This window comes from Nocardioides panaciterrulae, assembly GCF_013409645.1.
Taxonomy (GTDB): Bacteria; Actinomycetota; Actinomycetes; order Propionibacteriales; family Nocardioidaceae; genus Nocardioides; species Nocardioides panaciterrulae.
The window spans coordinates 1,393,535-1,415,181 of the sequence record NZ_JACCBG010000001.1; the positions used below are offsets into that span (position 1 = coordinate 1,393,535).

The window sequence follows — 21,647 nt, forward strand, 5'->3', positions numbered from 1 at the left end:
CGAGCCGAGGCAGGAAGGGCGATCGTGAGCAAGCGTTACCCCACGGGCACCGACGACGAGCGGGAGGCGGCGGTGGCCGCGGCCTCCCTGGCCGTCCAGCAAGGGCAGCTCGTGGTGCTGCCCACCGACACCGTCTACGGCATCGGCGCCGATGCCTTCGACCCCGCCGCCGTGCGCGCGCTGCTGGCGGCCAAGGGCCGCGGCCGGGAGATGCCGCCTCCGGTGCTCGTCAGCGCGGCCACGACCGTGGACGCGCTCGCGGTCCGCATCCCGTCGTGGGCCCGCGCGCTGATCAAGGAGTTCTGGCCGGGACCGCTCACGCTCGTGTGCCACCAGCAGGGCTCGCTGCAGTGGGACCTGGGGGACACCAGGGGCACGGTGGCGGTGCGCATGCCGGACCACGCGGTCGCCCTCCAGGTGCTCGAGCGCACCGGCCCGCTCGCGGTCAGCTCTGCCAACCTCACCGGGATGCCGGCCGCAACCGACGCCGACCGGGCCGAGCAGATGCTGGGGGACGCCGTCGAGGTCGTCGTCGACGCCGGGGAGTCGCCCGGCGGTGAGGCTTCCACGATCATCGACGTGACCGGGGAGCGGGGCCGGGTCCTGCGCCGCGGCGCCCTGTCGCTGGAGCAGCTCAACGCGGTGCTGGAGCCCCTCGGCGCCGCGCTCACGGACGAGGGCTGAGAGGGGCCGAGGGCCGGTGCGCGAGTACGTCCTGGTGTTCCTGGTCGCGGGGACGGTCACCTATCTGCTGACCGTGATCGCGCGGGAGATCGCGCTGCGCACGGGCGCGGTGGCCAGGGTCCGTGACCGCGACGTGCACGCCCGGCCCGTGCCGTACCTCGGCGGGCTGGCGATGCTCGGCGGCCTGGTCGCGGCGTACGTCGTCGCCCGGCAGCTGCCGTTCCTCTCGCGCAGCGGCCCGTTCGTCTTCCGCGACGCCGGGGTGGTGCTGATCGCCGGAGCGCTGATCTGCGCCGTGGGGGTCCTCGACGACCTCTTCGAGCTGGACGCGCTCACCAAGCTCGGCGGCCAGGTGCTCGCCGCCGGCTTCCTCATCGTCTTCGGGATCCAGTACGTCTTCTTCCCGACCCCGGACGGGACCCAGTTCGCCCTCGACGCCTCCCAGGGGGCGCTGCTGACCGGCTTCATCGTGGTGGCGACGGTCAACGCGGTGAACTTCGTCGACGGCCTCGACGGGCTCGCGGCGGGGGTCGTGGGCATCGGCGCGGTGGCGTTCTTCCTGTTCTGCTACCAGCTCACGCGCTTCAACGACACCTCGCGAGCGACCACCAGTGCCCTGCTGAGCGTCGCGCTGGCCGGGGCGTGCGCCGGGTTCCTGGCCCACAACTTCCATCCCGCGCGGATCTTCATGGGCGACAGCGGCTCGATGCTGATCGGGCTGGTGCTCTCCGCCAGCGCGGTCACGCTCACCGGCCAGTTCGCCGGCAACGAGATCAGCCAGGGTGCGGCGGGCTCGCGGGCCAGCCTGGTGCCCACCCTGCTGCCGCTGGCGCTGCCGATCTCGATCATGGTGGTGCCGCTGCTCGACCTGGTCCTCGCCGTCGTACGACGGACCCGCGCCGGCCGATCACCCTTCGCCCCCGACAAGCAACACCTGCACCACCGGCTGCTGGAGATCGGGCACTCCCAGCGCCGCGCGGTCGTGATCATGTGGATGTGGGCCGGCCTGGTGGCCTTCGGCACCGTGCTGGTCAGCCTCTACACGGGCCCGTGGATGTGGGGCGGCCTCGCCGCGCTGGCGGTGCTCACGATCACCGTGACGTTCCTCCTGCCGCGCGTCCACCGGCTCCCCGACCCCGCCGGCGGGAGCGCGGCGCGGCCCTGACCCGCCGACGGCGGCCGGGGTTGTCAGCCCCTTCCCTCGCTGGATGGGCGTTGCAACGGCTGACAACCGAGGGAATCCCCGGCTGGCCGGGGATTCCTGCACCGACCGCGCCCCCGGAGGCCCCACCCCCGAGGCCGCCGGTTACTGCCCGGTGGGGACTTTGTGCTAGTTTTCACAAGCACCGACCACCCCTGACAGATCGGCCGCCGAACATGACGACCGCGCCTCGCACCAACATCCTCCGGATCCCCGGTGGAGACGCCCGGACCGCCTCGGTCCCCGGGTTCGTGAGGCGGGCCCGCTGTGGTAGTTTCACGCCGTCGTCGGACGTCCCGGATCGGGTCCTGCAGGGTGCCCCCCGCGCTGGCGTCATCAAGCCTGCCGATGAAAGCGACTTGGGTGGATGGTCGATGAGCACTCCGACAACACGCTGCGTGGTCGCGACCTCGCAGGGCTCGGGGGTCTGCTCGCGGGCGCAGTCGTGGCGGGCACGGTCCTCGGCCTGCTCGTGGACCACGCGGCCGGCACCTCGCCGGTCTTCACCCTCGTGGGCATCGCGCTCGGCATCGTCGCCGGTGCGGTCGGCTTCTGGCTGCGCGTCAGGTCGGCACTTCGGGGCTGAGCCCCGATGACCCGCCCCCTCGACACCACCGGAACCCCCATGGACACGAGCACCACGATGACCACCCCAGACACCACCCCCGACACCACGTCAGGTACGACGGCCGCCACGAGCGGCTCCGCCGGCCGCGGCTCGCTGCTCGGGACCGTCCTGCGCGACCAGCGCAAGACCATCGGTGTGGCCCTGGTCCTGGTCGTCGCGAGCTACTGGATCCTCGGGCAGCTCGACCGTTGGACGCTGGCCGGCTGCATCACCGCCGGCATCGTGCTCGGCCTGCTCAACCACCTGGCCACCGAGCGGTGGCTGCTGAAGATCATCCGGTCGGGGGAGGAGATGACGCGTGGCAAGCTCGCGTCGGCCACCTTCGTCCGCCTCCTGGTCCTGACCGTGATCGCGGTCGGGATCGCCGTGGCCTTCTGGCCGGACGGCATCGGGCTGTTGCTCGGCCTGGCCCTGTTCCGCCTCATCGCCCTGGTGATGACGGCGCTCCCGCTGCTGAAGGAGTTGAAGAAGCCGTGACCGGCCTGCTGCTGCCGCTCGCCGACATCAAGATCGGTGAGCACACCACCCGGACCTGGGGTGGGATCACGTTCAACATCGACACCATCATCTCCACGCTGGTCGCCGGCGCGATCGTGCTGATCCTCGGCTTCTGGGCCCGGGCGGCGCTGACCAAGCGCCCCGAGGACCACGTGCCCTCGAAGGTCCAGCTGGTCTGGGAGGCCGTGGTCGGCGAGGTGAACACCCAGGTCGAGGACAACCTCGGTCGGGTGCACCCCTTCGTGGTGCCGCTGGCCGTGGCGCTGTTCTTCTTCATCCTGATCGCGAACTGGCTGGAGCTCCTGCCGACCGAGATCAACAAGCACCTGCACCTGCTCCCGGCGCCGACCGCGGACACCAACCTGACCTACGCGATGGCGATCATGGCGATGGTCGGCGTGTGGGTCTACGGCATCCGCGAGAAGGGCGTGAAGGGCTACTTCAAGCACTTCGTCGAGCCGTTCCCGGTGCTGCTGCCGCTGAACATCCTCGAGGAGCTGACCAAGCCGATCACGCTCGCGCTGCGACTCTTCGGCAACATCTTCGCCGGCGGCATCATGCTGGCGCTGATCGGGCTGATCCCGTTCTACGCGTCCTGGCTTCCGAACCTGGTCTGGAAGCTGTTCGACATGTTCATCGGCGGGATCCAGGCGTTCATCTTCGCGCTGCTGACCGTGCTGTACTTCGGCATGGCCGGTGCGGGCCACGACGAGCACGGCACCGACGACACCGACGACACCGCGGCCGACACCGGCACCCGGAAGACCGCGGCCGAGACCATCCCCACCCCCGTTCCCGCGCGCTGAGCCAGCCGGCCAGCACGCACCAGAGGTAACCAGTTGCGCCGAGGATCGGCGTACACCCAAGAGAGGCAGTTCAATGGCAGTTAGCGACACCGCAGTCCAGACCGCCGGCGCGTTCGTCGGTGGTGGCCTTGCCCTGGCCGGCGGCGCCATCGGCGCCGGTATCGGTGACGGTCTGGCCGGTTCGTCCTACATCCAGGGCGTCGCCCGGCAGCCCGAGGCCCAGGGCCGGCTCCAGACGATCTTCTTCCTGACGGTCGGCCTGGTCGAGGCGATGTTCTTCATCAACCTCGCGTTCATGGCGCTGTTCGTCTTCGTCCTCGCCTGATCCGCCGAGTCACCGGGCACCCCTCGTAGCGCCGCCCCAGAGCAAAGGAACCAACCGATGGCAACCCAAGCGATCGTCGCTATGGAGCAGCAGAACTTCCTCGTTCCCAACGGGACGTTCTTCGTCGAGCTGTTCGCGTTCGCGATCATGGTCTGGATCCTGGCCAAGTTCGTCATCCCGCCGATCAACAAGGCGATGACGGCTCGTCAGGAGGCGATCCGCCAGCAGTTCGCGGATCTCGACCAGGCCAAGTCCGAGGCCCACGAGGCCGAGGAGGAGTTCCGGGCGCAGATCGCCGACGCCCGCCACGAGGCGGCGCGCATCCGCGAGGAGGCGCGTGAGCAGGGTGCGGGGATCATCGCCGAGCTGCGCGAGCAGGCCCAGGCCGAGGCCCAGCGGATCGTCGAGCACGCCCACGCCCAGATCGAGGCCGACCGCAAGGCCGCGGTCGTGTCCCTGCGCAACGAGGTCGGCTCGCTGGCCACCTCGCTGGCCGGGCGCATCGTGGGGGAGGCGCTGGAGGACGAGGCCCGCCAGGGTCGCGTCGTCGACCGGTTCCTCGAGGAGCTCGACCAGACGGCCGGGGCCAGCTGATGCGTGGCTCCTCCGCCGAGTCCTACCAGCGGCTGGGTGCGCAGCTCGCGGCCGCCGTCGAGGAGGGCGCGGACGCCGACAGGCTCGCCGACGACCTGTTCGCGACGGTCTCGGTCCTGCGCGTCCGGCCGACGCTGCGCCGGGCCGCCACCGACCCGACCACCCCGTTGCAGGCGCGCTCGGACCTGATGCGGGGCCTGTTCGAGAAGCACCTGGACAAGGCGGCCACGGACCTGGTGGCCGCCGGGGGTGCGATGCGGTGGGCAGCGAGCACCGACCTCGTCGTCGCCCTGGAGCGGCTCGGCGTCGTCGCGGTGGCCCGCGCGGCCGACCGCAACGGCGAGGCCGACCGGCTCGAGGGGGAGCTGTTCTCGTTCGGCCAGGTCATCGCCGAGCACCCGGAGCTGCGGGAGGCGCTGACCGACCGTGCCCGGTCGGCCGCCGACAAGCAGGCGCTGCTGCGTGGGCTGCTCGACGGCAAGGCCTGCGCCGGCACCGTCAAGCTGGCCGAGCAGGCGGTCCTCGGAGAGCACGGCACGGTCCGCCAGGCGTTCGACGAGTTCGCCCGGATCGCGACCGAGTCGCGCGGTCGCACGGTGGCCGTGGTCAGGGTGGCCCGCCCCCTGGACGAGCAGGCCCAGTCCCGGCTGCGTGACGTGCTCGCCCGGCAGTACGGCAAGCCGGTCCACCTCGACATCGTCCTGGCCCCCTCCACCCTCGGTGGTCTGCAGGTCGAGGTCGGCGACGACCTCATCGACGGCACGATCGCCAGCCGCCTCCACGAAGCGCGCCGCCGCCTCGCCGGCTGAGGCCGCACCCACCACCACAGACCCATCGAGAGAAGGCACAAGAAGATGACGGAGCTTTCGATTCGTCCGGAGGAGATCCGCGACGCGTTGGCCAAGTACGTCGAGGACTACCGGCCCGACGTGGCCAAGAAGGAAGAGGTCGGCACGGTCGCCGAGGCCGGCGACGGCATCGCCCGCGTGGCCGGCCTGCCCTCGGCGATGGCCAACGAGCTGCTCGAGTTCGAGGACGGCACCCTGGGCATCGCGCTGAACCTGGACACCCGCGAGATCGGTGTCGTCGTCCTCGGTGACTTCGACAAGATCGAGGAGGGCCAGACGGTCCGCCGCACCGGTGAGATCCTCTCGGTCCCGGTCGGTGACGGCTTCATGGGCCGCGTGGTCGACCCGCTCGGCACCCCGATCGACGGCCTCGGCAGCATCGAGTCCACCGAGCGGCGCGCGCTGGAGCTGCAGGCTCCCTCCGTGGTGCAGCGCAAGTCGGTGCACGAGCCGCTGGCCACCGGCATCAAGGCGATCGACTCCATGACCCCCATCGGTCGCGGCCAGCGCCAGCTGATCATCGGTGACCGGGCGACCGGCAAGACGACGATCGCCATCGACACCATCATCAACCAGAAGCAGAACTGGGACTCCGGGGACCCGACCAAGCAGGTCCGCTGCATCTACGTCGCGATCGGCCAGAAGGGCTCGACCATCGCCTCGGTGCGCGGCGCCCTCGAGGAGGCCGGCGCGCTGGAGTACACCACGATCGTGGCGTCTCCCGCCTCCGACAGCGCGGGCTTCAAGTACCTCGCGCCGTACACCGGCTCGGCCATCGGCCAGCACTGGATGTACGACGGCAAGCACGTCCTGATCGTCTTCGACGACCTGTCCAAGCAGGCCGACGCCTACCGCGCGGTGTCGCTGCTGCTGCGCCGCCCGCCGGGCCGCGAGGCGTTCCCCGGCGACGTGTTCTACCTGCACAGCCGCCTGCTCGAGCGTTGCGCGAAGCTGAACGACGAGCTGGGAGCGGGCTCGATGACCGGCCTGCCGATCATCGAGACCAAGGCCAACGACGTCTCGGCGTTCATCCCGACCAACGTCATCTCGATCACCGACGGCCAGATCTTCCTGCAGTCCGACCTGTTCGCGGCCAACCAGCGCCCGGCGATCGACGTCGGTGTGTCGGTCTCGCGCGTGGGTGGCTCGGCGATGACCAAGGCGATGAAGGCCGTCACCGGCTCGCTCAAGGTCGACCTGGCGCAGTTCCGCGCGATGGAGGCGTTCGCGATGTTCGCCTCCGACCTCGACGCGGCCTCCCGCCAGCAGCTCGACCGCGGTCAGCGGCTGATGGCGCTGCTCAAGCAGCCGGCCTACTCGCCGTACCCGCTGGAGGACATGACCGTCTCCCTGTGGACCGGCACCACCGGCCGCCTCGACCGGGTCCCGACCCAGGACGTGCTCCGCTTCGAGCAGGAGTTCCTCGACTACCTGCGCCGCTCGCACGAGGGCATCCTCGCCGCGATCCGCGAGACGCAGAAGTTCGAGGACGACACCGCGTCGTCGCTCGAGGCCGCCTACGACTCCTTCCTCGACCAGTTCGAGACCTCGGAGGGTGGCTCGATCAAGGTCGGCCACGAGCCCGAGGCCGCGGCGCTGGAGGACGAGGACCAGGAGCAGATCGTCAAGCAGAAGCGGGGCTGACGCATGGCCGTTTCGCTGCGTGAGTACCGAGCGCGGATCAAGTCGACGGAGTCGATGAAGAAGATCACGCGCGCCATGGAGCTCATTGCTGCGTCCCGCATCATCAAGGCGCAGCAGCGGGCGCAGTCGGCCGCGCCGTACGCCCGCGAGCTGACCCGAGCCGTCTCCGCGGTGGCGACGTACTCCAACGTCGACCACCCGCTGACGCGGGAGCCGGAGGAGCCCAAGCGCGCCGCCGTGCTCATCGTGACCAGCGACCGCGGGCTGGCGGGTGCCTACTCCTCCAGCGTGCTCAAGGAGGGTGAGCGCCTCGCGGAGAAGCTCCGCGAGGAGGGCAAGGAGATCCAGACCTACCTCTGCGGCCGCAAGGGCCAGGCGTACTACCGGTTCCGTCAGCGCCCCGTGGTGAAGTCGTGGACCGGGTTCTCCGACCAGCCGTCGTACGACGTCGCCCACGACATCGGCAAGTCCCTGATCGAGGCGTTCCTCGACGAGGAGGGCGAGCTGGCCGTCGACGAGGTGCACCTGGTCTACACGCGGTTCCGCTCGATGCTCGTCCAGGAGCCGACCGCCGTGCGGCTGCTGCCGCTGGAGGTCGTCGAGGGCGAGCAGAAGCCCGCGTCGGACGAGGTGTTGCCGCTCTACGAGTTCGAGCCGTCGCCCGAGCACGTGCTCGACGGACTGCTGCCGCAGTACGTCCAGAGCCGGATCTTCTTCGCCCTGCTGCAGGCGGCCGCCTCCGAGCTCGCCGCGCGCCAGAAGGCGATGAAGTCCGCGACGGACAACGCCGACGAGCTGATCAAGAAGTACAGGCGAATCGCCAACCAGGCCCGTCAGGCCGGCATTACCCAGGAAATCAGCGAGATCGTCGGTGGCGTCAACGCGCTGGCCGACGCCCAAGCCGGGAGTGAGTGAGAGATGACTGCCACTGTTGAAGAGACCCAGGGGACCGGCTCCGCTGGCGTCGGTCGGATCGCGCGGGTCATCGGCCCCGTCGTGGACATCGAGTTCCCCAGGGACCAGATGCCCGCGATCTACAACAAGCTCGAGACCGAGGTGACCCTCGGTGGCGAGACCACCTCGCTCCCGCTCGAGGTCGCCCAGCACATCGGTGACGGCATGGTCCGCGCCATCTCGCTGAAGCCGACCGACGGCCTGGTCCGCGGCGCGCAGGTGAGCGACACCGGTGCGCCGATCACCGTGCCCGTCGGCGACGTGACCAAGGGCCACGTGTTCAACGCCACCGGTGACTGCCTGAACCTCGAGCCGGGTGAGCACCTCGATGTCAAGGAGCGGTGGGGCATCCACCGCAAGGCCCCGGCCTTCGACCAGCTGGAGTCCAAGACCCAGATGTTCGAGACCGGCATCAAGGTCATCGACCTGCTCACGCCCTACGTCCAGGGCGGCAAGATCGGCCTGTTCGGCGGTGCGGGCGTCGGCAAGACCGTGCTCATCCAGGAGATGATCGCGCGAGTCGCCAAGGACCACGGCGGCGTGTCGGTGTTCGCCGGCGTCGGCGAGCGCACCCGTGAGGGCAACGACCTGATCGTGGAGATGGAGGAGGCCGGCGTCATCGGCCAGACCGCCCTCGTGTTCGGCCAGATGGACGAGCCGCCGGGCACCCGGCTGCGCGTCGCCCTCTCGGCGCTGACCATGGCGGAGTACTTCCGCGACGTGCAGAGCCAGGACGTGCTGCTGTTCATCGACAACATCTTCCGGTTCACCCAGGCGGGTTCGGAGGTCTCGACGCTGCTCGGTCGGATGCCGTCCGCGGTGGGCTACCAGCCGAACCTGGCCGACGAGATGGGCACGCTGCAGGAGCGGATCACCTCGACGCGCGGTCACTCGATCACCTCGATGCAGGCGATCTACGTGCCCGCCGACGACTACACCGACCCGGCCCCGGCCACGACGTTCGCCCACCTCGACGCGACCACCGAGCTCTCGCGAGAGATCGCCTCGCTCGGCATCTACCCCGCGGTGGACCCGCTGACGTCGACCTCGCGGATCCTCGACGCCCAGTACATCGGGCAGGCGCACTACGACTGCGCCATCCGGATCAAGCAGATCCTGCAGCGCAACAAGGAGCTCCAGGACATCATCGCGATCCTCGGTGTCGACGAGCTCTCCGAGGAGGACAAGATCATCGTGTCCCGGGCGCGCCGCATCCAGCGGTTCCTGTCCCAGAACACCTACGTGGCCAAGCAGTTCACCGGCATCGAGGGCTCCACCGTCCCGGTCTCGGACACCATCGAGGCGTTCAACAAGATCGCCGACGGTGAGTACGACCACGTGGCCGAGCAGGCCTTCTTCATGTGCGGCGGTCTCGACGACGTCGAGAAGAAGTGGTCCGAGATCCAGAAGAACCTCTGAGGTCCCTGAGATGGCAGAGAACGATCAGCTCCAGGTGGAGCTCGTCGCCGCCGACCGCACCGTGTGGTCGGGCCAGGCGACGATGGTGATCGCACGGACCACGGAGGGGGACGTCGGCGTGCTGCGCAACCACGCGCCGGTGCTGTCCCTCCTGGTGCCCGGCGTCGTGGAGATCTCCCCGGTGGACGGTGACCGGTTGGTCGCCGCCGTCGACGGGGGCTTCATCTCGGTCGCGGCGAACCGGGTGTCGGTGCTCTCCGAGCACGCGGTCCTCTCCCACGAGATCGACGTCGAGAAGGCGAGGGTCGAGCTGGAGTCCGCCCAGGCCGACGGCGACGACGACGAGGCCGCGACGCGCGCGAAACGTGCCGAGGCGAGGATCCGGGCGGCCGAGAAGGCCTCCTGAACGACCCGTCCCCAGCACTGCGGACAGGTGGAAGGCCCCGGGGCGACCCGGGGCCTTCCGCGCGTCCGGCGCCCGATAGGGTGTGCTCCTTCGAGGAGGGAGCACGGATGGCGGTCTGGCAGTGGTTGCTCGACTCTGCCGGTGCCCTGCTCGTGCTCGTCCTGCTCTACGGGGTCGCGCTCATCACGCGACGGCGCGTGCTGTCGCGCAACGGCGGCACCTTCGAGGTCAGCTACCGCGTCCGTCCCGAGAGGGCCGGGCGCGGTTGGCTTCTCGGGCTCGGTCGCTACTCCGGGGAGAGCCTGGAGTGGTTCCGCATCTTCTCGCTGTCGCCGCGGCCCAAACGGGTCTGGGAGCGCTCCACGCTGAGCTACACCGGGCGCCGGGACCCCGAGGGGGTCGAGCAGATGTCGCTCTACCCCGACCACGTCGTCATCCGTTGCGCGACGCCCACCGGCGAGGTGGAGCTCGCGATGAACCCCTCGTCGCTGATGGGCTTCCAGTCCTGGCTGGAGGCGGGCCCGCCCGGCGCGTCGTACTGACGCGGGGGCGCAGGCCGAGCGGGTCACGCGGTCGGGCGGCCGTCCTCGAACAGCCGCGGCACCGGGTGGTTGGCGGCGAAGACACCGTGCGGGTCGACCGCGCTGCGGATGCCGGCGAGCTGGGTCCAGGCCTCGGGACGGTACGCCGACCGCGGGTCGACCGGGTTCTCGGCGAAGTTGAGGTACTGCCGGCCGTTCGCGAACGGCGCGAGCGCCCCGACCAGCCGCACCGCGTCGGCATGGGCCTGCGCACCCATCTCGGGTGTGGCGGCGATGCCACCGGCGAAGGCGAGGAAGTCCGCCTCGAGGTGCGAGAGCACCCCGCTGCCCGGGTGCGGGCGTCCCAGCGCGCCGCCGAGCTGGCGCAGCTCGGCCAGCAGCAGCGTGGTCTGCGCGTCCGGACCCGCCTCCGCGACGAACGCGTCGACCGCGGCGTCCGGGAACGAGCCGAGCATCGCGGAGTCCGACGCGAACGGGGCGCCGCCCTCGGGGTCCATGTGCAGGCGGACCAGTGACTTGGCCGGCACCCGGGCGAAGGTGTCGATCTCCGGCCGCAGCGCCCGGAGGCCGGCGAGCAGCTCCTCACCGCGCTCGTCGGAGCCGAGCACCGCGCCGTCGACGATGACCAGCCGGCGCCCGCGCAGGGGTTCGGGGACGTCCGGCATCGGCGGGATGCGCATCGCCCGGAACGAGGTCGTGACCTCGTCCGGCGCCCCCGGACCCCAGGCCGCCCACTCCCGCAGCACCGGCTCGATCCGGGTCAGGTCCCAGACCAGCATGCCGGCGTAGGCGGTGGGCACGTCGTACATGCGGAACTCCAGCGCGGTGACCACGCCGAAGCTCCCGCCGCCGCCGCGCACCGCCCAGAACAGCTCGCGGTCGGTGGTCTCGTCGGCTCGGACCGAGGTGCCGTCGGCCAGCACCAGCTCCACCGCGGTCAGGCTGTTCGTGGCCAGGCCCAGCTTGCGGGCGTACCAGCCGATGCCGCCTCCGAGGGAGTAGCCGGCGATGCCGACGTCAGGGGAGGAGCCGTGCAGGACGGCCTTGCCGTGCGCGGCGGCCGCCTCCACGGCCGGCTCCCAGATCGCGCCGCCCTCTACGCGGACGATGCCGCGGGCGGGGTCGGCGACCGCGGTGGCCATCTCGGAGGTGCGGAGGACGACGACGTCGTCGAGTCCGCGCGCCGCGAGCGGGCCGGCGTTGTGGCCGGTGCTCTGGGGCGCGACGCGCAGGCCGCTCTCGGCGGCGGCGCGGACGACGGTGGCGACCTCGTCGGCGGTGCGCGGGAACGCGACCGCCGCGGGCCGCTGGTCGACGGCGACGTTCCACGGCACCCGGGCGGCATCGTAGCCGGGGTCGCCGGGCAGGTGGACGCGCCCGTCCAGCAGCCCGCGCAGGGCGGCGGCGGCGGTGCGGTCGGTGTCGTGGTCGATGCTGAGGCTCATGGTGGCTCCTGGTTCGGGGTGGTCCTTCTCGGTGACCACACCGTGCCGCGCGGCACTTGGAGCCGACTTCGGGCCGACTTGGAGCGCCGGCCACGCCTCGCCCGCGTGCCCCGGAAAGGGGACGCGAGCCCCGGCCCGGCGTCCCTATGCTGCGGCCGTGGAGGTCGCAGTGCTCGGCCCGGTCGAGGTGACCCTGCAGGGCGCCCCGGTCGACCTCGGCACCCCCAAGCAGCGCGCGCTCGTCGCGGCGCTGGCGCTCTCGGAGGGCCGGCCGGTCTCGGTCGACGGCATCGTCGACCTGCTCTGGGGGGACCACCCGCCGGGCGGGGTGACCGCGACGCTGCAGGCCTACGTGTCCGGCCTGCGCCGGGTGCTGGAGCCCGACCGGCCGCGCCGGGCCCCGGCCACGGTGCTGGTCACGGTGGCCCCGGGCTACGCGCTGCGGATGCCGGGGGAGTGCGTCGACGCGGCCCGGTTCGAACGGACGGTCACCGCCCAGCACCTGCGGCTCCAGCCGCTGGGCCGGCGCGAGGACGGCGCGCTCACGGCCGGGGAGCTGGAGGACGCGAGCGCCCGTCTCGACCGGGCCCTGGCCGCTTGGCGGGGCACGCCGTACGCCGAGCTCGGCGACGCCGACGCCGCGGTCGCCGAGCGTGCCCGGTTGGAGGAGCTGCGCGCGGTCGCGCTGGAGGACCGGGCCCAGGCCCGGCTCGCGCTGGGCCTGCACGCCACGGTCGCCGGTGAGCTGGAGGCACTGACCACGGCCTATCCGCTGCGCGAGCGGCTGTGGGCGTTGCGCGCCCTGGCGCTGACCCGGGCCGGCCGGCAGGCCGAGGCCCTCGACGTGCTGCGCCGGTTGCGCGAGGTCCTCGACGACGAGCTCGGCCTGGAGCCGTCCGCCGAGCTGCGGGAGCTGCAGACCGCGGTGCTGCGCCAGGACCCCGCCCTGGACTGGGTCGCCCCGCCTCCGGGCCGCCTCCCGCCGGCGGCGCAGCCGAGCGTAGGGCCGGCGCCGGCCGCGGCCGGGCCGGCCGAGTCACCCGAGCCACCCGAGCCACGCGAGCCACCCGAGCAGGTCGCGCCGTGGCCGATGGTGGGCCGCGACCGGGAGCTCGCCCGGCTGCTGGGCGCGCTGGCCGACGCCGAGGTGGGCACCCCGTCGTACGCCGCGCTGACCGGTGAGCCCGGCATCGGCAAGAGCCGCCTCGCCGCCGAGCTCGTCGCACGGGCGCGGGCCCGCGGGGTGCGGGTGCTGGTCGGGCGGTGCACCCAGGACGACGGCGCGCCTCCGCTGTGGCCCTGGGCGAGCGTCCTGGCGCCCCTGGGCGGGGACGTCGTCGGGGACCGCCCCGACACCGACGAGGGGGGCCAGTTCCGGGCCTGGGAGCGGATCACCCGGGCGGTGCGGGACGCGTCGCGCGAGGAGCCGTTGCTGGTGGTCCTGGACGACCTGCACTGGGCCGACGCCTCGACGCTGCGGGTGCTGCGGCTGCTCGCCGAGACCGCCGAGGACGAGCGGCTGCTGGTGCTGGCCACGTGGCGCGACCACCCCCGGCCGGCCGGCGCACTGGCCGACGTGGTGGAGACGCTGGCCCGGCGGCACGCCGTCCGGCTGGAGCTCCGGGGGCTGGAAGCGGAGTCCGCGGCCCGGGTCGTGGGCAGCCTGGCCCGCACCACGGTCACCGAGGACCAGGCCCGGGACCTGCGCGAGCGCACCGACGGGAACCCCTTCTTCCTCGTCGAGTTCGCCCGGCTCGCCGGCGAGCGCACCGACCTCGACACGCTGCTGGCCGGGGAGGACCCGCCCACGGCGGTCTCGGAGGTGCTCGGCCGGCGGCTGGCCCGGCTGCCCGAGGAGACGGTCGCCGCGCTGCGCACCGCGGCGGTGATCGGGCGGCAGTTCGAGTCCCGGACCCTGGCGCGTGCGGCCCGGATCGACGAGGACGACCTGCTCGACGTCGTCGAGCCCGCGCAGGTGGCCGGGCTGGTCCGCGAGGACGGCGTCGACCGCTGGTGGTTCGCCCACGCGCTGGTCCGCGACACGCTGCTGACCGGCACGTCGGCGACCCGGCGGGCCCGCACGCACGCCCGGGTCGCCGAGGTCCTGGGTGGCACGCCGGGCCGCGAGACCGAGGTGGCCCGGCACTGGCTGGGCGCGGGGCCGGCGTACGCCGACCGGGCCTGGCGGGCGGCCCTGGCGGCGGCGGAGGTGGCCCGGCGGCTGCACGCCCACGACGAGGCCGGCGAGCTGCTCACCCGGGCCCTCGAGGCGCAGCGGGAGGACCCCGCGGCGACCGCCCGGGACCGCTACGACCTGCTGCTGACCCTGATCGAGGCCTGGCGGTGGGCGGCCCAGCTGCCGGCGCTGGTGCGGGCGGTCGAGGACGCCATCGAGGTCGGCACTGAGCTGCACGACCCCGAGGCGGTGGCCCGGGCCGCGATCGCGACCAGCCAGGGGGTGCTCTGGCGCTCCGCGGGCCCGGGCGAGGTCAACGACACGGTCGTGGGCGCCCTGCGGAGCAGCCTGGAGCGGCTGCCGGGCGAGGACAGCGAGCTGCGCTGCCGCACGATGCTGGCGCTGGCCAACGAGCTGTTCAACGAGGTGTCCTTCGAGGAGCGGCAGGCCCTGGTCGAGGAGGCGCTGGCCATGGCCGGCCGGCTCGGCGAGCCCGCCCTGCGGCTCGACGCCCACCAGATCGCGTTCGTCGCGCTGTGGGTGCCGCAGACCGCGGAGGCCAGGCTGGTGCACGCCACGGAGGCGATGGAGCTGGCCCGGAGCACCGGCGACGACCGGGCGTTCGTCGTCTCGGCGACGCTGCGGGCGGCGGTGCTCAGCGAGCTGGGCCGACCGCACGAGATGCGGGCGGCGGCGCAGCCGGCCCGCGCCGAGGCGGCCCGGCTGCGGATCCTGTTCGGCGAGCTGGTGCTCGACGGGCTGGAGCTGCCGTGGGACGCGATGGCGGGCCGGTTCGAGGAGTGCGACCGCGCCCTAGACCGGATCCGGGCCGTCGGACGGCGGATCGCCCACAGCAACGCCGAGGAGACGCTGGTGGGCTCGCTGATCTCGCTGCGGCTCTGGCAGGGCAGGCCGCTGGAGATGGTGCCGGCCCTCGAGCAGTTCGACGCCACGCCGTACCCCTTCGCGGCGAGCGTGGCGGTCTTCCTGTGGCGGGCGGGGGAGCACGACCGGGCCCGGGCGTACTACGCCGAGCACGGGGCGCCGCTGGCTCACGACACGGAGATCTCGATGCTGGCCTGGTGCCATGCGGCCGAGCTGGCGCTGCACCTCGGCGATGCTGAGCTCGGCGGTGGCGCCTATCCCCGCCTGGCACCGTTCGCCGGGATGACCTGCTGCGCCGGCTCCGCGCTCGCCAACGGCCCGGTCGACGCCTACCTCGCGATGGCGGCGGCGGCGACCGGGGAGACCGGCATCGCCACCCGGCACGCGGACGCGGCCTCGGCGCTGGCCGAGCGGTGGGAGATCCCGGTCTTCGCGGCGTGGTTCACCGAGCTGCGTCAGCGGCACGCGTTCTGAGGGCCCGGCGGCAGGTGCCGGAACGCCCGCCGGTCCAGCCGCTCGAACCGGCGGCGGGTCAGCCGCCACACCACCCGGTGGGCCCACCCTGCCCGGCGGCGGAACTCCCGGAGCCCGTCCTCGGGGAGCCCCTGCACCGCCCAGGGCACCAGGTCCAGGAGGTCGCGCGGCCGCAGTCCGTCGGCGAAGCGGACCTCGAGGTCGCGCCACTCCTCGGCGCTGAGCCGGCGTTGCAGGATCGGCAGGGCGTCGCGCTCCTCGTGGGCCAGGTGGCGCGCCAGGCTCTCGCGGGCGGCGCACAGCCGCACCCCGAGCGCCGCCCGGTCGTCGGGTCGCCCCCGGCCCGAGGCCAGCAGCGCCAGCCCACGTCGGGAGGCCTCGAGCAGCGGGTCGATCTCGCCGTGCTCGGCCTCCATCGCCGCCAGTACCGCCTGCTCGTCGCGGTCGGCGCGCTCCAGCAGCGCCGGCCACAGCCAGGTGTCCTCCCCCCGGTGGTGGTGGTGCAGCGCGCCCGCGAAGACCTCCCACCGGCGCAGCAGGGCGAGCCAGGCGGCCCGGTCCTCGAGCGGGGTGTGCGGCACCGCCTGCGCGAAGGCGGCCAGGTCGCGGCGGAACGCGTGGTGCATCAGGAACATCGTGGCCAGGTCGACGGGTCCCTCGGGCGCGGCGGCCTGGCCGGGGAGCTGCAGCTGTCGCGGCCAGGCCGGGTGGGGGACGGGCCGGCCCGTTGTCCGGCCCGTGGCCCAGGCGGGGGTCCGGGCGGTGGCCCGGGCGGGACGTGCCCGGTCGGGTGTCGCGGTCATGGGAGGCCTCCTCGTCGCCTCGGTCCGGTGGATCGCGTCCACCGTGCGCGCGGGGGCTTCGGGGCGGCTTGAGGTCGACTTGGAGCGGCGCTTTGGCACGCATGGGGCCGGTGCTGTGGACTGGGGGCGTGCCTGAGGTGACCGCCGCGCGCAACGCCGTCGCGCTGACCTTCGCCCTCAACGGGTTCTGCTTCGCCTCGATGGTCTCGCGGATCCCCGACCTGCGCTCCGGCCTGGCGCTGGACAACGGCGCGCTGGGTCTGCTGCTGCTCGCGATCGCGACCGGCTCGGTGCTGGCGCTGCCCTCGGCCGGCCGGCTGATCGAGCGCTTCGGCGCGGTGAACGTCGTCCGCCTCGGTGGCCTCGCGACCGCCGTGGGGCTGCTGGGCCTCTCCCTGGGCGTGTCGGTCCTGGGGTCGGTCGCGGCCGCGGCGGTGGGGTTCTTCGGCTACGGCCTGGGCACCGGCGTGTGGGACGTGGCGATGAACGTCGAGGGCGCCGAGGTGGAGCGGCGGATGGCCCGGACCGTCATGCCGCGCTTCCACGCGGCCTGGAGCCTGGGCAGCATCGCGGGCGCGGCGCTCGGCATCCCGATGGCTGCGCTCGGCGTACCGCTGCCGTTGCACGTCGGGCTCGCCGGGGTGGTCGCGCTGGGGCTGCTGGTCCGGCTGGGACGTGCGTTCCTGCCCCCGGTCCCGGTCGAGGAGCACGCGGTCCGCTCGCGCTCGGCCTGGCGGGAGCCGCGCACGCTCGCGATCGGCGTGATGGTCCTGGCCTTCGCCACGGTGGAGGGGTCGGCCAACGACTGGCTCTCGCTGGCGATCATCGACGGGTACGACGCGGCCCACTGGGTGGGCGTGGTCGGCTACTCGGTCTTCGTCACCGCGATGACCGTCGGGCGCCTGCTGGGGCCGGTCCTGCTCGACCGGTGGGGGCGCGCCCCCGTCCTGTGGACCACGGCCGTCGCGGCCGCGGCCGGCATCGTGCTGGTCGTGGCGGGCGGGAACTGGGCGCTCGTCGGCCTCGGCATCGTGGTGTGGGGGCTGGGCGCCTCCCTGGGCTTCCCGGTCGGGATGAGCGCGGCGGCCGACGACCCGGCCCGGTCCGCGGCGCGAGTGAGTGTGGTCTCCACGATCGGGTACGCCGCGTTCCTGGCCGGCCCGCCGCTGCTCGGCCAGCTCGGCGACCGGGTCGGCACGCTGGACTCGCTGCTGGCGGTGGCCCTGCTGATGGCCCCGGCCGCCCTGACCGTCGCCGCGGTCCGGCCGAGCAGGGCGGCGACCCGGACCGTGGTGGAGGCCTGATCCCGGGCCGAGCCGCTCGCCGGCGGGGAGGGGGTGCCGGGGCCAGCGGCAGAGTCGGCCGGCCGGATCAGCCGAGGGAGGCAGCGGCGCGGGCCTCTCGGGCCGCCTGGCGGGCGGCGCGCAGCGGCTCCGGCGTACGCCGCACCGCCAATCGCCCCACCACCGCCACCGCGGTGTCCGGGTCGGTGCGCCACCCGGGGTGCACCACCAGCGGGCGGGTCCCGGCGCGGGTGCGCACCCAGGCGGCGACCACGTCGCCGTCGAGCAGCAGGGGGCTGGTGGCGCCGCGCACGTCCGGTGGCCACCCGCCCTCGGCGAGCAGCGGCCGGTGCGTGACGCCGACGGTCGGGACGTCGAGCTCCGCGCCCAGGTGCACCGCGAGGCCGGCCCGGCGGGGGTGGTCGCGGCCGGTCCCGTCGACCAGCAGCACCTCGGGGCGCCGGGGGAGCAGGCCGACCAGGCCGCTCAGCAGCGGGCCCAGCCGCAGCGCCAGCAGCCCCGGGACGTAGCCCGCCCGCGCCGCGCCCGGGGCGACCCGGCGGGCGACCGGTCGCAGCTCCTCGAGGAGCACGGCGGCGCCCCACGCGAGGTCACCGGCGCGGCCCGGCCCCGAGACCCCGCGCCGGAAGCACGCCCAGCAGCCGGCGGAGACCAGTGCGCCCACACCCGGCCGCCAGGGCGCGGGCGTCAGCGTCGCGAGCTCCCGCTGGCGGTCGACCAGCGCGTCGGCGTCGGTGGGCCACATGCCCCCATTCAACCGCCGCGCCGGTGCGCCCGGCCCGGCCAGAGCACCCTGGCCCGGCTGGGGCACCTCGGCCCGGCTAGAGCACCTTGGCGAGGAACGCCTGGGTACGCTCGTGCTGCGGGTTGGCGAGGACCTCGGAGGGGATCCCCTCCTCGACGATGACGCCGTCGTCCATGAAGACCAGCTTGTCCCCGACCTCGCGCGCGAAGCCCATCTCGTGGGTCACGACCATCATCGTCATGCCCTCAGAGGCGAGGTTCTTCATCACCGCGAGCACGTCGCCGACCAGCTCCGGGTCCAACGCGGACGTCGGCTCGTCGAACAGCATCATGTCGGGGTCCATCGACAGCGCCCGGGCGATCGCCACGCGCTGCTGCTGGCCACCGGAGAGGTGGGCGGGGTAGGCGTCCTCCTTGCCGGCCAGGCCGACCTTGGCCAGGTTGGCGCGGGCCACCTCCACCGCCTGCGCCTTGTTCCGGCCGCGGACCCGCTGCTGGGCGATGCACAGGTTCCGCATCACGGTCATGTGCGGGAACAGGTTGAAGGACTGGAAGACCATGCCGATCCGGCTGCGGACCTCGTCGAGGTCGGTCTCGGGGTCGCACACGTCGATCCCCTCGACCAGGATCGACCCGGAGGTGGCCGCCTCGAGCTGGTTCACGCACCGGAGCAGGGTGGACTTCCCGGAGCCGGACGGCCCGATCACGCAGACCACCTGACCGCGGTCGACGTGGAAGTCGATGCCCTTGAGGACCTCGTTGTCGCCGAAGTACTTGTGGAGGCCGGAGACCTCGATCACCGGACCGCCGGCCCGTCCACTGTCGATGCTCATCGCGCCCTCTGCTGCTTCTTCTCGAGCCACGCCACCAACCTGGTGAGCGGCAGGGTGATGATCAGGTACAGGATCGCGGCCTGGAGCAGGCTGGTCGCGGTGCCCGCCGTGGCCCCGCTGGTCATGAAGTCGCGCGACACGGAGGTGAGCTCGCGCTGCTGGAACGTGACGCCGAGCACGAACAGCAGCGCCGTGTCCTTGATCAGCAGCACGAACTCGTTGGTCAGCGGCGGGATGATGATGCGGAACGCCTGCGGCAGCACGATCGACACCATGGTGCGGGCGCCGCCCATGCCCAGGGAGCGGGCCGCCTCGGTCTGCCCCTTGGGGACGGCCTGGATGCCGGCCCGGATCGTCTCCGCCATGTAGGCGCCGGCGACGAGGAGCAGGCCGAGCAGGCCGGCGCCGATCACGCCGCCCGGCGGGGTCCACTGGAAGGCGATCGGCACGCCGAAGCCCATCGCCAGGATCACGATGAGCGCCGGCAGGCCACGGAAGAACTCGATGTACGCCGTGGCCAGCCAGCGGTACGGCGCGACCGGCGACAGCTTGGCGATCGCGAGCACCAGCGCCAGCACGAGGCCGCCCGCGAACGCGATGAAGGTGTAGATCAGGGTGTTCTTGACCCCGACCGTGATCAGGTCGTGCCAGTTGTCGCGAGCCCCGGGACTGAAGAAGTTCGCCCGGACCGTGTGCCAGTCGACGCCGAGGATCAGGCCGACCACCACCGCGAGCAGGACGGCGTACAACACGCCGCGGTTGAGGCGGCGCCGGGTGCTGCGCTTCACGAGTGCTCCTCCGTGGCCGGTCGACGGGTCACTTGGTGGAGAAGTACTTGTTGTAGAGCGTGTCGTAGGTGCCGTCGTCGTGCATCTTCTGCAGCTGCTTGTCGACGTCGTCGACCAGGTGGGTGTTGCCCTTCTTCATCGCCAGGCCGTACTGCTCGTTGGTGTCGTAGGTCTGGACGATCTGGTAGCCGCCGGCCTGCTGGTGGTTGAGGTTCACCGGCAGGTCCTGCAGCAGCGCGTCGACCTGGCCGGCCTTGATGGCCTGGTACATCTCGGCGTCGCTCGGGAACGTCACGATCTGCGCGTCGCTGGGCGCGTTGTCCTCGGTGTAGGTCTTGCCGGTGGTGCCCTGCTGGACGCCCACCTTCTTGCCGGACAGGTCGTCGATGGTCTTGATCGAGGAGCCGTCCGGCACCAGCAGCGACTGCTTGGAGTTGTAGTAGCCGTCGCTGAAGTCGAGGTTCTTCTTGCGGTCCGCGGTGATCGTCATCGCGCTGGCGGCCAGGTCGCACTGCCCGGAGTTCAGCGCGAGGCCGCTCTGGAGCGCGTCGAAGGAGGAGTCCTTGATCGTCAGCTTGAGGTTCAGGCCCTTGGCGATCTGGGAGACGATGTCCACGTCGAAGCCCTTGAAGCCGGTGGGTGCGGACTTGTCGAAGTCCTCGAACGGCGGGTAGGGCACGTCGGAGCAGACGGTCAGCGTGCCGCTGTTGACCAGCTTGGCCCCGCTCGAGGTGGTGCTGCCCCCGCCACCACCGCAGGCGGTGAGGGCCAGGGCGAGGAGGCCGGCTCCGAGAACGGCGGGAAGTCGACGATTGTTCATGGCACAACCCTAGTGGTGCGAGCGTCCGCTGGGGGCTACCGCTCGCCGCCAGGTACCCAAAGCACGTCACCCTGCTCGCGGTTCGCGTGCCGGGCGAGGATGAACAGCAGGTCCGAGAGCCGGTTGAGGTAGGTGATCGCCAGCTCGTTCATGGTCTCGCCGTGCTCGGCGAAGGCCGCCCAGGCCGAGCGCTCGGCCCGTCGTACGACGGTGCGCGCGACGTGCAGCAGCGCCGCGCCCGACGTCCCGCCGTTGAGGATGAACGAGCGGAGGTTCGGCAGGTCGGCGTTGTACTGGTCGCACCACTGCTCGAGTCGGTCGACGTAGGCCTGCTCGATGCGCAGCGGCGGGAACTCCGGGTCCGCCACCACCGGCGTGCAGAAGTCGGCGCCGACATCGAAGAGGTCGTTCTGGACCCGGGTCAGGAGCGCGACCACCTCGTCCTCGAGACCGCCCTGGGCCAGGGCGACGCCGAGGTGCGCGTTCGCCTCGTCGACGTCGGCGTAGGCGTGCAGGCGCAGGTCGTTCTTGGAGGTGAGGCTCATGTCGCCCAGGCGGGTCTCGCCGTGGTCGCCGGTGCGGGTGTAGATCCGGGTGAGGTTGACCATGGGCCGAGCGTAGAGGGCGGGGCCCACGGACGTCCTCGCCCGGGCGCGGGTGACCTGCGCCACCGCGGCTCGGGCGAGGCATGACCCCCGCCGCAGCGGGTAACAGAGGGAGGGCCGTGACGCGAGGTGCGGCCGTGACATGAGGAAACTCCGAGAAACTTCGCCCCGGCACGCAACCTGACGTACTGCTCCGGCGTCTTAGTGGGTACAGAGACGCC

The 21,647-nt window shown here is 72.5% G+C and carries 22 protein-coding genes; 15 read left to right on the top strand and 7 right to left on the bottom strand.

Annotation, left to right across the window (positions count from 1 at the left end; all coding sequences use genetic code 11):
* The first annotated feature begins 24 nt into the window (after positions 1-24).
* From BJZ21_RS06570 to BJZ21_RS06630, 13 genes are all read left to right on the top strand, one after another.
* A complete protein-coding gene (locus BJZ21_RS06570) occupies positions 25-684 on the top strand; it encodes an L-threonylcarbamoyladenylate synthase (RefSeq protein ID WP_179663010.1) in 660 nt (219 codons plus the stop codon).
* Positions 685-700: 16 nt separating this feature from the next.
* Positions 701-1,849 carry an MraY family glycosyltransferase gene (locus BJZ21_RS06575; RefSeq protein ID WP_179663011.1) on the top strand — a complete coding sequence of 383 codons (1,149 nt, stop codon included), beginning with the start codon at positions 701-703 and terminating at the stop codon, positions 1,847-1,849.
* A 403-nt stretch (positions 1,850-2,252) separates the two neighbouring features.
* On the top strand, positions 2,253-2,471 hold the full coding sequence (locus BJZ21_RS06580; RefSeq protein WP_179663012.1) for an AtpZ/AtpI family protein: 219 nt from the start codon (positions 2,253-2,255) through the stop codon (positions 2,469-2,471).
* A 57-nt stretch (positions 2,472-2,528) separates the two neighbouring features.
* Entirely contained in the window at positions 2,529-2,990 is a 462-nt protein-coding gene (locus BJZ21_RS06585) for a hypothetical protein (RefSeq protein WP_179663013.1), read from the top strand.
* Positions 2,987-3,817: a F0F1 ATP synthase subunit A gene (gene atpB, locus BJZ21_RS06590; protein ID WP_179663014.1), complete on the top strand. Its 831-nt coding sequence runs from the start codon at positions 2,987-2,989 to the stop codon at positions 3,815-3,817. The genes BJZ21_RS06585 and atpB overlap by 4 nt, the downstream gene beginning before the upstream one ends.
* A gap of 73 nt (positions 3,818-3,890) precedes the next feature.
* Positions 3,891-4,142, top strand: a complete 252-nt coding sequence (locus tag BJZ21_RS06595; RefSeq protein ID WP_179663015.1) for a F0F1 ATP synthase subunit C — start codon at positions 3,891-3,893, stop codon at positions 4,140-4,142.
* A 57-nt stretch (positions 4,143-4,199) separates the two neighbouring features.
* A complete protein-coding gene (locus BJZ21_RS06600) occupies positions 4,200-4,736 on the top strand; it encodes a F0F1 ATP synthase subunit B (protein WP_179663016.1) in 537 nt (178 codons plus the stop codon).
* Positions 4,736-5,545 carry a F0F1 ATP synthase subunit delta gene (locus BJZ21_RS06605; RefSeq protein WP_179663017.1) on the top strand — a complete coding sequence of 270 codons (810 nt, stop codon included), beginning with the start codon at positions 4,736-4,738 and terminating at the stop codon, positions 5,543-5,545. The genes BJZ21_RS06600 and BJZ21_RS06605 overlap by 1 nt, the downstream gene beginning before the upstream one ends.
* A 45-nt stretch (positions 5,546-5,590) precedes the next feature.
* Positions 5,591-7,228 (top strand): F0F1 ATP synthase subunit alpha, encoded by a 1,638-nt coding sequence (gene atpA, locus BJZ21_RS06610; RefSeq protein ID WP_179663018.1) that lies wholly within the window; start codon positions 5,591-5,593, stop codon positions 7,226-7,228.
* A 3-nt stretch (positions 7,229-7,231) separates the two neighbouring features.
* A complete protein-coding gene (locus tag BJZ21_RS06615; protein ID WP_179663019.1) occupies positions 7,232-8,143 on the top strand; it encodes a F0F1 ATP synthase subunit gamma in 912 nt (303 codons plus the stop codon).
* Between the two features lie 3 nt (positions 8,144-8,146).
* On the top strand, positions 8,147-9,601 hold the full coding sequence (gene atpD / locus BJZ21_RS06620; RefSeq protein ID WP_179663020.1) for a F0F1 ATP synthase subunit beta: 1,455 nt from the start codon (positions 8,147-8,149) through the stop codon (positions 9,599-9,601).
* Between the two features lie 10 nt (positions 9,602-9,611).
* Complete coding sequence (locus BJZ21_RS06625; RefSeq protein ID WP_179663021.1) at positions 9,612-10,007, top strand: F0F1 ATP synthase subunit epsilon; 396 nt, start codon at positions 9,612-9,614, stop codon at positions 10,005-10,007.
* 107 nt (positions 10,008-10,114) lie between these two features.
* Positions 10,115-10,549, top strand: coding sequence for a DUF2550 domain-containing protein (locus BJZ21_RS06630; protein WP_179663022.1), 435 nt, complete (start codon positions 10,115-10,117; stop codon positions 10,547-10,549).
* A gap of 23 nt (positions 10,550-10,572) precedes the next feature.
* On the opposite strand, the gene BJZ21_RS06635 is transcribed toward BJZ21_RS06630, so the two are convergent.
* Positions 10,573-11,994, bottom strand: a complete 1,422-nt coding sequence (locus BJZ21_RS06635; protein ID WP_179663023.1) for an FAD-binding oxidoreductase — start codon at positions 11,992-11,994, stop codon at positions 10,573-10,575.
* Positions 11,995-12,151: 157 nt separating this feature from the next.
* Between BJZ21_RS06635 and BJZ21_RS06640 the strand changes: the two genes are divergently transcribed.
* Positions 12,152-15,529, top strand: a complete 3,378-nt coding sequence (locus BJZ21_RS06640) for a BTAD domain-containing putative transcriptional regulator (protein WP_179663024.1) — start codon at positions 12,152-12,154, stop codon at positions 15,527-15,529.
* Here the strand turns inward: BJZ21_RS06640 and BJZ21_RS06645 are convergent.
* Positions 15,511-16,332, bottom strand: coding sequence for a hemerythrin domain-containing protein (locus BJZ21_RS06645; protein WP_179663025.1), 822 nt, complete (start codon positions 16,330-16,332; stop codon positions 15,511-15,513). The two genes, BJZ21_RS06640 and BJZ21_RS06645, sit on opposite strands and share 19 nt — an antisense overlap.
* A gap of 128 nt (positions 16,333-16,460) precedes the next feature.
* Here BJZ21_RS06645 and BJZ21_RS06650 point away from each other — a divergent pair, with 128 nt between their 5' ends.
* Complete coding sequence (locus BJZ21_RS06650) at positions 16,461-17,636, top strand: MFS transporter (RefSeq protein WP_343051998.1); 1,176 nt, start codon at positions 16,461-16,463, stop codon at positions 17,634-17,636.
* Positions 17,637-17,703: 67 nt separating this feature from the next.
* Here BJZ21_RS06650 and BJZ21_RS06655 read toward each other — a convergent pair whose 3' ends face one another.
* From BJZ21_RS06655 to BJZ21_RS06675, 5 genes are all read right to left on the bottom strand, one after another.
* Positions 17,704-18,381 carry an endonuclease V gene (locus BJZ21_RS06655; protein WP_179663026.1) on the bottom strand — a complete coding sequence of 226 codons (678 nt, stop codon included), beginning with the start codon at positions 18,379-18,381 and terminating at the stop codon, positions 17,704-17,706.
* A gap of 76 nt (positions 18,382-18,457) precedes the next feature.
* Positions 18,458-19,213, bottom strand: coding sequence for an amino acid ABC transporter ATP-binding protein (locus BJZ21_RS06660; RefSeq protein WP_218851351.1), 756 nt, complete (start codon positions 19,211-19,213; stop codon positions 18,458-18,460).
* Positions 19,210-20,001 carry an ABC transporter permease subunit gene (locus tag BJZ21_RS06665; protein WP_179663027.1) on the bottom strand — a complete coding sequence of 264 codons (792 nt, stop codon included), beginning with the start codon at positions 19,999-20,001 and terminating at the stop codon, positions 19,210-19,212. The genes BJZ21_RS06660 and BJZ21_RS06665 overlap by 4 nt, the downstream gene beginning before the upstream one ends.
* A 28-nt stretch (positions 20,002-20,029) precedes the next feature.
* On the bottom strand, positions 20,030-20,821 hold the full coding sequence (locus BJZ21_RS06670; protein ID WP_179663028.1) for an ABC transporter substrate-binding protein: 792 nt from the start codon (positions 20,819-20,821) through the stop codon (positions 20,030-20,032).
* A 35-nt stretch (positions 20,822-20,856) separates the two neighbouring features.
* Complete coding sequence (locus tag BJZ21_RS06675) at positions 20,857-21,429, bottom strand: cob(I)yrinic acid a,c-diamide adenosyltransferase (RefSeq protein ID WP_179663029.1); 573 nt, start codon at positions 21,427-21,429, stop codon at positions 20,857-20,859.
* Positions 21,430-21,647: the final 218 nt, after the last annotated feature.